The following is a 15579-nucleotide window of genomic DNA, read 5'->3' on the forward strand; positions in this document are numbered from 1 at the left end:
CTATCAATAGTAGGGGTAATTCATGAATTACCCCTACATCTAGGGTTACATCCCCAAATTTGCGTAAGTCCTGTTTAAATTTGTTATATTGACTTAAAATAAAAGATCTGTACAGTCTGGGGAATAGGTCATCCCTGAACCCTTCGGGGGCTATTTATCTCTGACTGAGGGAAATCAGAATCTCAAAAACACAGGTAAGTAATTTTACGGATGCTCCATTTAACTCGGTAGCAAAACTACTATGAGTTTTGTCTATCCTCGGATGACAACCGCGAATTTTAGTAGCTCGATAAATTACAGATTTAGAAAATTATGATAAATTGCTTGCAGTACACCTATGAAAACTGAATGTGGTTAAAAATGTAACAAATGAAGGATATATATAGTAATGCACTTAAACAAACCCTCTATTTCAGAATTTCCTAACTCATCATTGGTTGCTCTGTCTCAGGGAAAAAAATCAGAACAGCCCAACCTCTCTGACGCGATGGGAAAAAAATATGACCGAGAACTATCATGGAAAATCGCTTCTAATTTATGGGTTAGCTTTAAATATGCTTGGACAGGAATTAGTTATGCTTTTAGAACCCAAAGAAACTTTCGGATTCATACTATCATAGGAACCCTAGCAATTGGCTTGGGTCTTTTTTTGCAGTTAACCCGGGTGGAAATTGCCATTATTGGCCTGACCATTGGTGCGGTTATTACTATGGAATTATTGAATACAGCCATAGAATCGGTGGTTGACTTAACCGTCGGTCAGTCTTATCATGATTTAGCCAAAATTTCTAAGGATTGTGCGGCGGCGGCGGTTTTAATCTCCGCTTTAGTGGCATTATTTGTAGCGGTAATCTTACTTTTCCCCCCGCTATTCATCTGGATTCAAGTTATAGTTTCAGGAGTTTAACCATTGATTATTGTTATTGATAATTACGATAGTTTTACATACAATATTGTTCAGTATTTAGGCGAACTAGGGCAAGAATTACCGATTGCGGCTGAAGTTCAGGTATTTAGAAATGATCAGATTTCCCTAGAACAAATCCGTCAGATGAAACCCGATGCAGTAGTTATTTCTCCGGGGCCAGGTCGTCCCGAAGATGCCGGAATTTCCCTAGAATTAATTCGAGAATTGGGGCCGACTTTACCCATTTTGGGCGTATGTTTAGGTCATCAAAGTATCGGTCAAGTATTTGGGGGTAATATTATTTCTGCACCCGAACTAATGCACGGAAAAACTTCTCCTATCCATCATACAGGTGTTGGTGTGTTTGAAAATTTAGAGAATCCCTTAACCGCAACTCGCTATCATAGCTTAGTAATTGAACGAGAAACCTGTCCCGATGTTTTAGAAATTACCGGATGGGTAGAAGATGGGACAATTATGGGGGTTCGTCATCGGGACTATCCCCACATTCAAGGCGTACAATTTCACCCAGAAAGCGTTTTGACCCAGAATGGAAAACAACTTCTAAGAAACTTCCTAGAACGAATATAATTGTCATTTAATCTATTGATAGGTCAACCTAAATAATATGAAACGGCGAAAATTAATTCAATTAACAACTACAACACTATTAACCACCTTAGCAACTGGGTTAACGTCTCAATGGCAAAGTTCTTCCGCACAATCTACTTCTGAAAATACCTTAACTGTAAAATCGTTAGGACATACTTCTTTTTTATTTACCGGAGGAGGATTAAGAATTTTAGTTAATCCTTTTCGCCCAATTGGATGTACCGCAGGTTATCGCAGTCCCCAAGAAGTTCAAAGCGATTTAATCTTAATTAGTAGCCGTCTTTTAGATGAGGGCGTGACCGAAGGATTTACAGGAAATCCAGCTTTATTATATGAACCTGGGGTTTATCAATTTAATGGGAATCAAATTCAAGGAATTCGCACAATTAAAGACAGATTTAATGGCCGACAATTTGGCGTAAATGTAGCTTGGTTGTGGAAACAAGCGGGAATTAAAATTTTACATTTAGGTGGATTAGCTGGGCCATTGGGAATGGAAGAACGCATTTTAATCGGTCGTCCTGATTTAATGTTGATTCCGGTGGGAGGAGGAACAAAATCCTATAATCCAGAAGAAGCTAGAAAAACCATTGAATTTCTCAATCCTAAAATAGTTATCCCCACCCATTATCGCACCTTGGCGGCCGATGTAACGGCCTGTGATCTTGAATCCGTTGATAATTTTTTATCTGTAATGGCCGGAACATCAATACAAAGGAAGGAAACCGATACACTGACATTAACAGCAGATAATTTACCGAAACAAGGGCCGATAATTAACGTCTTAAATTATAACTTTGATGTTACTCCTAAAAGTTAACTGAAAGTTGCCTTAATAATTTTGACTGTCTATACCCTTTTAAAAAGGAAAAAAATAGATTCTTATTCCTTTTGATATAGGGAAAAATAGACAGTTAAGGTTACTATCCCTATTGATGTTTTGTAACTATTATGACCACTCAAAATTACTCGCAAAAATTAATCGCTGGGTTTGTAGGTGTTGTTGGGTTGACGCTATTCGGGATTTTACCTGTTCAAGCTCAACTGCATAATTACACCTTAACAAACTCAACCAAAATTACTCAAATTCCGACTACAACTTCCCTGGATATTGTTGATACTATTGTTAGCGCGGGTGAGTTTACAATTCTAACCCAAGCATTACAAGCGGCGGACTTAGTAGATACGATTAAAGGGGACGGGCCATTTACCCTATTTGCACCCACTGATAAAGCCTTTTCCGAACTTCCCACAGGAGTTTTAGAAAACTTACTCAAACCGGAAAATAAAGAACAATTAGTTAAAATTTTGACCTATCATGTGGTCGCCGGAAAAGTATTATCAACTGACCTGAAATCTGGAGAAATTAAAACCGTAGAAGGAGATACGGTTGAAATTCAAGTAGGTTCATCGGTAAAAGTTGATAACGCAACGGTAATTAAAGCCGATGTTCCTGCTAGAAATGGTGTGATTCATGTGATTGATACCGTGATTTTACCTGAATAATTTCAATAATTCACAGATGATAAAACCATGAAAACGTTAACACAAAATCAAACCCAAGGCAAAAGTTTAAGAATTATCAGTCTTTTGGGTTTATTGACATTAGGAACTATTTCCCCCGGAGTCGCCGCAGAAGTTCAAATGTCTGCTAATTCCGAACTAATTTGTCGCCAACCTAGCCAAGATTTAGCTCAAATTCCTATTTCTCCGAAAGTAATTCAAGGTGTGGTCGGAGATTTAGCCACGGTTATTTTATCCGATGGGCGCTTTAAAATCCTAGGGATGATTTTACAATCGATTGGATTATTAGATGCTTTAAAAAAAGGAGAATTTACCATTTTTGCGCCCACAGATGAAGCTTTAGCCAAGTTACCGCAACAAATTTTAGATGCTATTCTAAAATCGCAAAACCTCAACCGATTTACGGAATTATTAGAATATCATGTAATTCCGGGTAAAGTCACAACAACGGAGTTAAAATCAGGGAAAATCAAAACTTTGGAAGGAGATTCTGTTACTATTAAGACAAAGCAAAATCAAATTAAGGTAGGAAATGCCACGATAATTGATTCTGATATTCCGGCAAGTAATGGGGTAATTCATGTCATTGACCAAATATTAATTCTACCTCAATAAGTTAAAATAGTTATCAGTTGTAGGGGCGGGTTAGCCTTCACCTTCGATATGTACAATAAATCTACCTAAACCCGTCCCGAATTAACCTTGGATATGTACAATAAATCTACCTAAACCCGTAGAATTAATTATCAATTGAATATTAATGGTGGGGTGGGGCGGGTTTTTCAAGCTGATATGTGGGAAATACAAATCAATACAGAACCCACCCCTACAAATGATAAACTGATGACATATTGAGGCGGAGTGGGACGGGTTTTTCAAGATTATCTGCGGGAAACAGAAATCAATACAGAACCCGCCCCTACAAATCCTTCTATCTACTAAATAACCAAATTTATATTTATGAAATTAAGCCTTTGCATGATTGTTAAGAATGAACAAGAAACTTTAGCAAAATGTTTAAACAGTGTTAAAGGAATTGTTGATGAAATTATTATTGTTGATACGGGGTCAACGGATAAAACCCCAAAAATTGCTCAACAATTTGGGGCCAAAGTTCATTCCTTTAATTGGTGTGATGACTTTGCCAAAGCCAGAAACGCGGCGCTAAGTTATGCCACCGGACAGTGGATTTTAGTATTAGATGCCGATGAAGTTTTAGCCCCTGGAATTGGGGCGCAACTGCATCAAATTATGGAAAATCGTAATTTAATTGTAGTTAACTTAATTAGACAGGAAATTGGCGCCAGTCAGTCCCCTTATTCCTTAGTTTCTCGACTGTTTAGAAATCATCCGCAAATCTGTTTTTCCCGTCCCTATCATGCCATGGTAGATGATAGCGTAACCGAATTAATTCGCCAAAAACCGCAATGGCAAATCGGAACATTACCCCAAGTTGCTATTTTACATGATGGATACCAAGCCGAAGCGATCGCCAAACGGAATAAATGGCAACTGGCAAAAACAGCCATGGAGCGTTACTTAGCAGAACATCCAACGGACGCCTATGCTGCGAGTAAATTGGGGGCTTTATACGTTGAAATAGGCGACTTAGAGCGCGGAATTGAACTCTTGAAATTAGGATTATCTCAAGAGAGTAATGGAGAAGATGGGGTTTTATATGAACTCCATTATCATTTGGGAATAGCCTATAGTAAACAAGGACAATTTACCCAAGCCAAACAGCATTATCAAACCGCCGTTGATATTAATATTATACCACAATTAAAGCTAGGAGCCTATAATAATTTAGGCAATATTTTCAAACAAGAAGGGGAACTAGAATCAGCAAAAATTGCCTATCAAACCGCCATAGAAATTGATCCAAGTCTAGCGATCGCCTATTATAATTTAGGCATGACCTTGAGGGCAATGGGAGCCTATCGGGAAGCGATCGCCGCCTATCAAAAAGCCCTAGAATTCAATCCCAATTCAGCCGAAACCTTCCAAAATTTAGGAGTTCTATTACTACAAATTGGGCAACTCAACGATAGCTCAATGATGTTTAAAGCCGCCATAGAATTACACGAACAAAATAACTCCCCAGAAGCCCAACGTTTGCGTCAGGAACTCGGGGAAATGGGTTTTCGAGTTTGAGAGATCCTAGAGAAATTCCAAAACATTTTTCCAAACTTTTCCATAATCAGCTATCATGCAGCAAAAGCTTGTCCTGAGCCATGTCCTGAGCCATGTCGAAGGATTGTCGAACGGATTAGATCATTTTTCTAGGAGTTAGGTAATATGGTTAATGCAGAACGGATTCCCGTCGGTATTGTGGGGGCGTCGGGCTACGGTGGTGTGCAGTTGGTGCGTTTGTTACAGGATCATCCCCTGGTCAGAATTGCTTATTTAGGCGGGGATAGTAGCGCCGGAAAACCCTTTTGTAGTCTCTATCCCCATTTGAATGAATCTGTGGATTTAGTGATCGAACCTATTGATATTGATAAAATAGCCTCTAAATGTCAAATTGTTTTTCTATCCTTACCTAATAATTTAGCCTATACCATGGCGCCACAATTAATAGAAAAAGGATGTAAAGTATTAGATTTATCGGCGGATTATCGATTTTCTAATTTAGACATTTATAAAAAATGGTATGGGGGAGAACGCACGGATCAAGCGATCGCCGCAACGGCCGTTTATGGCTTACCTGAATTGTATCGCGATCGCCTATCTACAGCCCAATTAGTTGGTTGTGCGGGGTGTTATGTAACAGCAAGTTTATTAGCTATTTCTCCTCTATTAAAACAGGGATTAGTTGATCCCCATACCACAATTATTGACGCTAAATCAGGCACTTCTGGCGGAGGAAGACAGGCTAAAGTTAATATGTTATTAGCCGAAGCTGATAGTTCAATCGGGGCTTATAGTGTCGGTGGTCATCATCGTCATACCCCAGAAATTGAACAGGTTTGTAGTGACTTAGCCGGACATGATATTTTAGTTCAATTCACTCCCCATTTAATGCCCATGGTCAGGGGAATTTTAGCCACGGTTTATGCAACTTTACGAGATCCAGGGTTAGTTAGAGAGGATTTAATTACCATTTATAAAGCCTTTTATCGCAATTCTCCCCTGGTTAAAATATTACCTGGTGGCACTTATCCCCAAACAAAATGGGCTTGTGGAACTAACCTTTGTTACTTAGGAATTGAAGTTGATCAACGTACCGGACGAGTGATCGTTATGTCGGCTATTGATAACTTAATTAAAGGTCAAGCCGGACAGGGAGTGCAGTGTATGAATATTATGATGGGTTGGGAAGAAACCTTGGGTTTACCCCAATTGTGTTTCTATCCTTAAGTCATACGTTGTTGGGCTTTAGCACAAAGATTGGAGGGCTAAAGCCCAACAACGGGATTATTTTTTCGGTTTCAACTGTTTTTCCAAGGGACGATCAATAAAGGCTCCATAATCTCCAAAACCAGCATTATTAATCAGTAAATCAATCGTTAATCCTTGTTGTTAGATAGCTCTTGTCAATAATTGTAACGCACTCTTAATATTCCGTCGCTGTTGAGATTGTTTTTATGATAACATAGCAATTATAAATTCAGTTGTAATATTTTCATTGACAATTCAGGTAGTCTAACTCATTTGGAATATAAAAAAATCCCTACTGAGCAAAACTATTATTTCTGCTTGAGTTAGTGTTTTGGGCGGTAATGTGGCGAATGCGATCGCCTTTTTTTTAGACTATTTCAATATTGATACTAATATATTTTTGGGATTAACTATTGCTTCGGTTATTCTGATTGGGTTTCTCAGCAGTCAATCAACTAACTCATTTTCTCCTGCCGAAACAAATAGTCCACATTGGTTAGTGGGTTTCGTGCCGATAATCGGTAGTGTAGTCTTATTTTGCTTACTAAAAAGTAGTCTTTTACCTACAAATTTAATTCAATATGTTGGTTTGGCTTTTTTATTCCTATTTGTTGCAGGAACTATTTTACCCGTATTGATAGTATGTCTTGATGTTTGGCGGGGTAATAAATCGCCTGCACCAGTAAACGGGGGGAAAGACTCGCGCCAAGTTTTGCTAAACGTGATGAAAACGGAAGTAGCGAAACGTTTGCAAGATAATCTCCATTATCAGACTAAGATTGATTTGTTAACAGAAGATCAACCCGAATTAGTTAATCGACCTCAAAATTTAAAACCCTTAAAACCTAAGAATAAACCAAAATGGAATATATTATCATTGTTTGGAAAAACTCAAACTGAAGTACCAGAAACAGAAAAAGTTATTAATATTTTTAACCGCTCTGACATTGCTGGCAGACTGTTAATTTTAGGCGATCCGGGTTCGGGCAAAACGACTACTTTATTAGAATTAGCTAAGGATTTGCTGGCAAAGACACAAGAACCTAATAATCAAATTATTCCCTTTATCTTTGAACTTTCTAGCTGGAAAGATGATAAATTATCGATTGCTGATTGGTTGGCGGCTGACTTAAACTCTCGGTTCAAGATTCCTGAAAGCGAGACTAAAAATTGGATTAAAACAGGTCAGTTATTGCCGTTGTTAGATGGTTTAGATGAATTGGGTTTAACGCAGCAAACTCAGTGTATCACTAAGATAGATCAATGTTTACAAGAACATCCAGATTTGCAAGTTGCGGTTTGTTGTCGAGTGCAAGAATATCAAACGGGTGAGGTAAATTTTGAGAAGTTACGCTGGGCGATTAGCATTCAGCCTTTGACCGATGCACAGATTAAAAATTACCTACAAGAACTGAATCGGGCTGATTTATGGCAATCAATTCAAACTGACCCCGAAGGTTTACTGAAATTAGCGAAAATTCCTTTATTGCTGCATTTAATTCCGGTGGCTTATCCAGAGGGATATTTGCAGCCGAATTTAGGGAGACAACGCCACAATCAACAATATTTAGAAGATAGTCGCAATCAATTATTAGCAGCCTATATTGATCGACAATTAGAAAAAAACCACAGTCGCTATTCTGCTAAAGATACCAAACGGTGGTTACAGTGGTTAGCGCGACAATTGAGAGAACGGAATCAAGCGGAATTCTTGTTGGAAAAAATGCAGCCTGATTTACTCGGATCGTCTAAATATAAATTAATTTATCGGCTGATGGTTGGGCTGATTTTGGGGCTGATTTTGGGGCTGAAGGTTGGGCTGATTTTCGGCTTGATTTTTAGCCTGATTTTGGGGCTGAAGGTTGGGCTAATGGTTGGGCTGATTTTCGGCCTGATTTCCGGGCTGAGTAATAGTGAAATAGAACCCGCAGAAACTAACAACACTATAGCTTGGAGTCTTCCTTTAATCAGTGGCTTTGGTCTGGCGCTAGTTTTCAGTATTTTTTTGGGTGGTGACATGGCTGTCATTGAACACTACACTTTGCGATTTGTCTTGTGGTGTAGTGGAGCTACTCCTCTCAACTACGTTGACTTTCTCAGCTACGCCGCCGAACGTCCCCTCATCCAACAAGTGGGAGGGCGGTATCGCTTCATTCACGACTTACTGCGCGAGTATTTAGCAGGGGTGCAACCTTGGCGATGTACCTGTACTCTCACAGGTCATGCTGATATTGTATGGGACGTTGCCCTCAGTCCCGATGGCAAAACTATCGCCAGCGCCAGCAATGACAACACCGTGAAACTGTGGCGTTTATCTGCGTAAGGGCTATTGTTTTTAGTCAAGATGGGAAGTTTATTATCAGTGGTAGTGAGGATAATACGATTAAAATTTGGCAGCAAGTTCCTCTCCCCAGTCAAACTAGAGCAATTTAAACAATCCAACATTCGCTCAAAATAAATCGTTGTTGGGCTTTAGCACAAAGATTGGAGGGCTAAAGCCCAACAACGGGATTATTTCTTAGGTTTAAACTGTTTTTCCACTAAACTAACAATAGTATCTCTAGGGAAAAATCGAGGTAAATTCACAATAAATTGATTAGTGAATCCTCCCGTTACTAAAGTTGAAAAGTCTTTTTCTAAGGCTTTTAATGTGTCTTGAACAACTTCCTCCGCCGTGGCATAATTTTGTCCAACGCCGGAAAGGGTTTTAGGAAATTCTGCCGCGACAAAAAAGTTAGATTCCGTAGGGCCAGGACAGACCACTAAAAGTCTCACGCCAGAGTCTTTATTTTCCGCCCATAATGCTTCAGTAAAATTCAAAACAAAGGCTTTTGTTCCCGCATAAACTGAACAATAGGGTAAGGGTTGATAACCTGCAATTGAAGCCACATTAACGATCGCACCTGAACGCCGTTTTTTCATATCATTTAAGAATAAATGAGTCAGTTCAACTAATGCCGTAATATTTAACTGAATCATTTCCACTTGTTTAGTTAAGGGACGATCGGCAAAGGTTCCATAATCTCCAAATCCCGCATTATTAATCAGTAAATCAATGGTTAATCCCTGTTGGGAAATACTATCAAAAACCGATTGTGTGGCCCCTGGTTGTGTCAAATCTTGAGGAATTATGTATGCTTTAATATTATATTGCGATCGCAATTGTTCAGCAAGTTGTTCTAATTTATCTTGAGAACGAGCTACTAAAACCACATCCATTTTCCGAGATGCTAATTCCTTGGCAAACGCCGCCCCAATACCAACAGACGCTCCTGTAATTAACGCAGTTTTCATTAATTTTCTATCCTAGAATCACTTTCTAGTCAATTATTGTAACGCATTCTTAATATTTTGTTGCTATTGAGACTGTTTTGATGATAAAATACCAATTATAAGTTCAGTTTTAATACTCTCAAATATTGGTTGATGCAAACCTGCTTTTATGCTCAGAACTGTGAAAATCGATAAATTCCGTGGGTTTCCATCTTTCGAGCTTCAAAACCTTGGTAGATTGAACCTATTAGTTGGTACTAATAACAGCGGCAAAACATCTATACTTGAAGCAATTCAACTTCTATGTTCACGCAGTAATCTTGAACCCCTGATCGAAACCATGAGAAAGCGGGGTGAATATTTTGTTGCCGAAGATATAAGGAGACCCCGACGAGAGCTTGATATACGTCACCTTTTCTATAATCATGAGATTGAGCCAGGTAGTCAGTTTTCAGTGTCAGGAGTGAATGCTAACATATCAGAAAGTTTTACTGCATCAATAAAACTTCAAATTCCGAGACGCGATGGTTTGCATACCGATGCTGCCGACCAGCTAACAATTTTTGAAAATGAAGATTTTGATGGTAGGCTAGATGATCGCGTACTAGAATTTACTATCAAATGGATGTATGGAGAAAATGAGGAAATTTGGGATCGCCCATTATCTATAAATGGGGGATTAGATGATGAATACATACGTCGTTTTAGAGCTATAGGTATTGCCAAAAAAAATCAAATAAAAACGCAATTTATTAACTCATCTGCATTAACAGCCCAAAAAATGATTGAGTTGTTTGAGGAGATTGTTTTAACACCTGAAGAAAACCTTTTACAAGAAGCACTTCAGATAGTTGATCCTAATATTGAGCGTATTGCTTCAGTTAGTTCTAAGAATATGCGTTTAGAATCCCGATTGCGTTTAGAATCGCGAGACGGATTTGTTGTGCGTCTCCGTGGTCAAGAGCAACGAGTACCTATTGGCAGTATGGGAGATGGCATCTGGCGAATGTTAGGACTTGCACTGGCAACTGTAGGCGCGGCAGATGGAGTTTTATTTGTTGACGAAATTGATACTGGATTACATTTCAGCACTATGTCTGATATGTGGAGGTTGATTTGGGGGGCAGCAAAAAGGCTGAATGTACAGGTATTTGCAACTACACATAGCAGTGATTGTTGGACTAGCTTGGCCAGTCTTGCCAGTCAAGAAGATACAGAAGAAAACGGGATTACAATTCAACGGATAGAGCGAGATAAGAGTGCAAGTATAGTTTTTAATGAGCGGGAAATTGTTATTGCTGCGAACAGAGGTATTGAGGTGCGTTAGTAATGGTAAGCAAATATATTCCTAAAAAACTTATTGTTGAGGGTGAGCAAGATAAAAGAGTGATCCCGGAGTTAATGGAAAAAAATGGGATTAAATGGGGAGAAAAAAAAGAAACGGCAGTGGTTTATATTGAACCGTATGGCGGTGATGAATTTATAGATATAGATTTTATTTCTACTGAATTGAAAGCATCTGGACTTACTGCACTGGGGCTAATAGTAGATGCAGATGATGATTTGAATGCTCGCTGGGCTAGTGTGAGAAATGCTTGTTTGAAAAGTATTCCTGATATTCCTCTACAGCTACCAAAATCAGGTTTAATCCATTCTACGAGTGCAGGAATTAAATTTGGAGTTTGGATTATGCCAGACAACGAAACAACAGGTATGTTAGAGACTTTTCTCGCCTATCTGGTTCCAGATGAAAGTGAATTGCTTTGGAATTATGCTCAAGAAGTTACTCAATTAGCTAAAAATAAAGATGCCAAATTTATCCCTTCTCATTTTGATAAGGCGTGTATATATACTTGGTTAGCATGGCAAGATGAACCAGGACAACAATTACATAATGCTGTTATGCAGAAAATTCTCGACCCAAATCATGCTAAAGCACAGCCTTTTGTGAATTGGTTCAAGAGCTTATATGACTTGTAATATAGGGCAACTTAAAAACCTTGAAAAATCAAGGAATATGGGATGTGTATTTAAGTATCTATCATGGTAGCTCCCACAAATAGAAAGCAAGATAAGTTCCAATCCTATTACACGAATTGTGATCATATTACTTCCTATATGGTAGGACTTCTCGAATGTGATTATAATATGTCCGTGCTTGAACCTTGTGCGGGTGAGGGTGTGTTTATTGATGAGTTATTAAAACAGCAATTAACACCAGAAATTACTGCTTATGAGTTAAATATTGATGCTGTAAATCAATTAAATATTAAATACAATAACTTCAAAAATATTGAAATTATCCATCAAGATTTTATTGTGGCAATCACTAACAAAAAATTCGATAGAGTGATTGCAAATCCACCCTATGGGGCTTATCAATCACCGGAAAAAAGAAAGCAATTAAAAACAGTCTATCCTAATATATACGCTAAGGAAACCTACAGTTTATTTTTAATTCGGACGCTGGAATTATTAAAACAGGGGGGACACCTGGTTTTTATTATTCCAGATACCTATTTATCACTCCATCATCATCAAGGTTTGCGAAAAGAAATTATTAGTAATTATAAAATAGAATCAATCACGCTTTTTCCTTCCGATTTTTTCCCGGGTGTCAACTTTGGCTATGCGGGTTTAAGTATAATATCTATTGTCAAGGAAAAACCCAATATTGACTATAATTTTCCTGTATATAATGGTCTGCATTCACCGTCAGAGCTTACAGAATTATTAACCAAAGCCAAGAAAAATTATGAAGTTTGTAGACTTTCCTACCATCAGCTTTTTAACAACCCATCCCATGCTTTTTTTCTGTCTTCGAAAGACTGGATTTCTCAAGCTCTGAGTTCTGATAGTCTAACAGTAGGTGATATTTGTTTTGTGGTGACGGGTTTTTATTCGGGTAATGATGGCAAGTATTTAAGGCGATCGCCATTTGTTACTAGGGGAACTAAAAAATATGCTATTATAGAGAATCAGAGAATCTGTAAAGATAATCTTTCTATTAATCCCCCCCTGAATGGCATCAAAAATAATTGTTATTGGGTTCCAATTGTCAAGGGTGGTAATCAAAGATTCTACAAACAATCAGAATGGTTTATGGACTGGGGAGAAGAAGCAGTTAATGATTATAAAGTTACTAATAAGCAGAAAGCCAGATTTCAGAACTCCCAATTTTATTTCCGTCAGGGAATTGCTGTACCGATGATCTCCTCCTCCTCAATTACGGGATCATTGATTGATGGGAGATTATTTGATCAGTCTATTGTGGGAATATTTCCGCGCCCAGATTACCAGGATTTAATTTACTATTTACTGGGTTTTTTTAATAGTAAAGTTTGCAATAATCTGATTAGAACCATCAATACAAGTGCCAATAATTCTGCAAATTATATCAAGAAAATACCTTTAATTATACCACAAAAACAGTTATTAATAACAATATCAAAAGAAGTAGAACGGCTAGTCGTATTATCTAAGTCTAATATTATTAATGATGAAGATTTGCAAAAATTGAATAAATACTTTTATGATATATACGGGGCAACAATATCCTAGATAGCAGTCTTGCCTTGAGTTTCACTTTTTCTAAAAAAAATTATGACTGATTTATATTTAATTCGTCATGGAATGGCGACAGAACGGGGAACTTACGAAAACGATGATCAACGTCCTTTAACCCCAGAAGGCGATCGCAAAACCCACCAAATTGCCGCTCGTTTAAAACAACTCAACTTACAATTCGATCAAATTCTCACCAGTCCCCTGATTCGCGCCCGTCAAACCGCAGATATCCTCAAAACCGTGGGATTATCCTCTCAAGTAGAAGAATTTGCCGCCTTAGCTCCCGAGGGCAATATTGAGGATTGGATCACTTGGTATCAAACGTGGCAGTCCACCGGGGGGAAAAGTTTAGCCTTGGTGGGACATCAACCCAATTTAGGACATTGGGCAGAATTATTAATTTGGGGACACGCCAAAGGAACCCTAATTGTCAAAAAAGCCGGAATTATAGGAATGACTCTCCCCCCCACTTCTCTCATCGGTAATAGTCAACTATTCTGGCTGACTCCCCCTAGATTTTTGTTACCTTAAACCACCGAGGGCAGTCCAGATGTCACCAGGGATATAACAAAATCCTTTGACACTCCTCGCGCTAAAGCGACGAGGATTCTTCGTTCAATGACTCGGCTTGCTGCAATAGGTTTACACCTAAAACAGTAGAGGCTAAGTCTCCCGAAGCGTTCGGATTAAAAATCCAGGTTCCGGTATGACCTACCGTACCCAAGGCTAAATTCAGAATATTAATTGCTGCATTCCAGTCTCTATCTAGTACAAATCCACATTGGCAAATATGTGTTCTAGTAGATAAAGATTTTTTGACTATAGTACCACAACTAGAGCAATTTTGAGAAGTATAAGATGGATTAACGGCAACAGTTATCCTACCAAATTTAACACCAAAATACTCTAACCATTTCCTGAATTGATACCAACCAGCATCATTAATAGATTTAGCAAGACAATGATTTTTGACTAAATTCTTAACCCTTAAATCTTCGTAGGCTACTAAATCGTTAGATTTGATCACGCAACGCACTATTCTCTTGGCGCGTTCTTCACGCTTCCTACTTATATTAAGGTGTGTCCTGCCTAATTTATTAATGGCTTTTTTTCGATTGGCAGAGCCTTTCTTTTTGCGAGAAACGCGACGTTGATAAAATTTCAACCGTTTCTCACCTGTTCTATAAAATCTGGGATTGGGTTCTGTATGTCCGTTACTATCTGTGTAGAACTCCTTAAGTCCTACATCTAAACCAATAGTTTTACCAGTTGGTTTAACCTCTACTTTTACATCAGTTTTAATTAAAAACTGAACATAGTAGCCATCAGCACGACGCACTAACCTAACTCGTTTTATCTGTTCTATTTGGTAGTAGTTTAAGTTCCACGTTCCTTTTAGTTTTAGCTTACCAATCCCTTTTTTATCTGTGAAAGTGATTTGCTTCCTAGTTTCAGAAAGTGACCATCCAGAAATTTTATATTCAACTGAACGGTTGTTTTTCTTAAATTTTGGATAACCTTTTTTACCGGAAACCTGCTTTTTACAATTGTCGTAAAAACGAGCAATTGAAGTGTATGATCTTTCAACCNATGAGCCTTTCTTTTTGCGAGAAACGCGACGTTGATAAAATTTCAACCGTTTCTCACCTGTTCTATAAAATCTGGGATTGGGTTCTGTATGTCCGTTACTATCTGTGTAGAACTCCTTAAGTCCTACATCTAAACCAATAGTTTTACCAGTTGGTTTAACCTCTACTTTTATATCAGTTTTAATTAAAAACTGAACATAGTAGCCATCAGCACGACGCACTAACCTAACTCGTTTTATCTGTTCTATTTGGTAGTAGTTTAAGTTCCACGTTCCTTTTAGTTTTAGCTTACCAATCCCTTTTTTATCTGTGAAAGTGATTTGCTTCCTAGTTTCAGAAAGTGACCATCCAGAAATTTTATATTCAACTGAACGGTTGTTTTTCTTAAATTTTGGATAACCTTTTTTACCGGAAACCTGCTTTTTACAATTGTCGTAAAAACGAGCAATTGAAGTGTATGATCTTTCAACCGCAACTTGGCAAGCGTGAGAGTTTAAGGCTTTAACAAACGGGTATTCGGCTCTTAATGCTGTGTTATGGCGATAAAGCTCTTTCTGTCCTACGCCTCGGTTATCCATCCAAAAACGGATACACTTGTTGCGTACAAACTGAGCAGTTCTAATCGCTTCATCTATAGCAGCGTATTGAGTTGTTTTCCCTTTTGCCTTAAACTCTAGGACTATCATTTGACGTGGAAAAACTCTACGGCAATATCATAACAAAAAT

Annotated in this window: 15 protein-coding genes; 13 read left to right on the forward strand and 2 right to left on the reverse strand. The window is 38.2% G+C overall.

What is annotated here, in order from left to right; genetic code table 11:
• Positions 1 to 487 precede the first annotated feature (487 nt).
• The 9 genes from PL9631_RS20165 (at position 488) to PL9631_RS26315 (ending at position 8857) form a co-directional block, all read left to right on the forward strand.
• Entirely contained in the window at positions 488 to 907 is a 420-nt protein-coding gene (locus PL9631_RS20165) for a diacylglycerol kinase (protein ID WP_231516800.1), read from the forward strand.
• Between the two features lie 3 nt (positions 908 to 910).
• Entirely contained in the window at positions 911 to 1498 is a 588-nt protein-coding gene (locus PL9631_RS20170; RefSeq protein WP_083623144.1) for an anthranilate synthase component II, read from the forward strand.
• Positions 1499 to 1535: 37 nt separating this feature from the next.
• Positions 1536 to 2339 carry an MBL fold metallo-hydrolase gene (locus PL9631_RS20175; protein WP_083623146.1) on the forward strand — a complete coding sequence of 268 codons (804 nt, stop codon included), beginning with the start codon at positions 1536 to 1538 and terminating at the stop codon, positions 2337 to 2339.
• Between the two features lie 131 nt (positions 2340 to 2470).
• Positions 2471 to 3025, forward strand: coding sequence for a fasciclin domain-containing protein (locus PL9631_RS20180; RefSeq protein ID WP_083623148.1), 555 nt, complete (start codon positions 2471 to 2473; stop codon positions 3023 to 3025).
• Between the two features lie 27 nt (positions 3026 to 3052).
• Entirely contained in the window at positions 3053 to 3658 is a 606-nt protein-coding gene (locus PL9631_RS20185) for a fasciclin domain-containing protein (RefSeq protein WP_083623150.1), read from the forward strand.
• 345 nt (positions 3659 to 4003) lie between these two features.
• A complete protein-coding gene (locus PL9631_RS20190; protein WP_083623152.1) occupies positions 4004 to 5197 on the forward strand; it encodes a tetratricopeptide repeat protein in 1194 nt (397 codons plus the stop codon).
• Positions 5198 to 5341: 144 nt separating this feature from the next.
• Positions 5342 to 6403, forward strand: a complete 1062-nt coding sequence (gene argC / locus PL9631_RS20195) for an N-acetyl-gamma-glutamyl-phosphate reductase (protein WP_083623154.1) — start codon at positions 5342 to 5344, stop codon at positions 6401 to 6403.
• Positions 6404 to 6755: 352 nt separating this feature from the next.
• Positions 6756 to 8747 (forward strand): NACHT and WD40 repeat domain-containing protein, encoded by a 1992-nt coding sequence (locus PL9631_RS26310; RefSeq protein WP_197046451.1) that lies wholly within the window; start codon positions 6756 to 6758, stop codon positions 8745 to 8747.
• Positions 8729 to 8857 (forward strand): WD40 repeat domain-containing protein, encoded by a 129-nt coding sequence (locus tag PL9631_RS26315; protein ID WP_197046452.1) that lies wholly within the window; start codon positions 8729 to 8731, stop codon positions 8855 to 8857. Before PL9631_RS26310 ends, PL9631_RS26315 begins: the two co-directional genes overlap by 19 nt.
• A gap of 78 nt (positions 8858 to 8935) precedes the next feature.
• On the opposite strand, the gene PL9631_RS20210 is transcribed toward PL9631_RS26315, so the two are convergent.
• Positions 8936 to 9718 (reverse strand): SDR family NAD(P)-dependent oxidoreductase, encoded by a 783-nt coding sequence (locus PL9631_RS20210; RefSeq protein ID WP_083623156.1) that lies wholly within the window; start codon positions 9716 to 9718, stop codon positions 8936 to 8938.
• Positions 9719 to 9878: 160 nt separating this feature from the next.
• Between PL9631_RS20210 and PL9631_RS20215 the strand changes: the two genes are divergently transcribed.
• The 4 genes from PL9631_RS20215 (at position 9879) to sixA (ending at position 13795) form a co-directional block, all read left to right on the forward strand.
• The gene (locus tag PL9631_RS20215; protein ID WP_231516796.1) at positions 9879 to 11024 is read left to right on the forward strand and encodes an AAA family ATPase; all 1146 of its coding nucleotides are present in this window, start codon (positions 9879 to 9881) and stop codon (positions 11022 to 11024) included.
• Between the two features lie 2 nt (positions 11025 to 11026).
• Positions 11027 to 11677: a DUF3226 domain-containing protein gene (locus tag PL9631_RS20220; protein ID WP_083623160.1), complete on the forward strand. Its 651-nt coding sequence runs from the start codon at positions 11027 to 11029 to the stop codon at positions 11675 to 11677.
• 63 nt (positions 11678 to 11740) lie between these two features.
• Entirely contained in the window at positions 11741 to 13258 is a 1518-nt protein-coding gene (locus tag PL9631_RS20225; protein ID WP_083623161.1) for an Eco57I restriction-modification methylase domain-containing protein, read from the forward strand.
• A gap of 42 nt (positions 13259 to 13300) precedes the next feature.
• On the forward strand, positions 13301 to 13795 hold the full coding sequence (sixA, locus tag PL9631_RS20230; RefSeq protein WP_083623163.1) for a phosphohistidine phosphatase SixA: 495 nt from the start codon (positions 13301 to 13303) through the stop codon (positions 13793 to 13795).
• 61 nt (positions 13796 to 13856) lie between these two features.
• Here sixA and PL9631_RS26835 read toward each other — a convergent pair whose 3' ends face one another.
• Positions 13857 to 15539 carry an RNA-guided endonuclease TnpB family protein gene (locus PL9631_RS26835; RefSeq protein WP_231516797.1) on the reverse strand — a complete coding sequence of 561 codons (1683 nt, stop codon included), beginning with the start codon at positions 15537 to 15539 and terminating at the stop codon, positions 13857 to 13859.
• Positions 15540 to 15579: the final 40 nt, after the last annotated feature.

Origin of the sequence: Planktothrix paucivesiculata PCC 9631 (assembly GCF_900009265.2) — a bacterium.
In the GTDB taxonomy this organism is placed as follows: Bacteria; Cyanobacteriota; Cyanobacteriia; order Cyanobacteriales; family Microcoleaceae; genus Planktothrix; species Planktothrix paucivesiculata.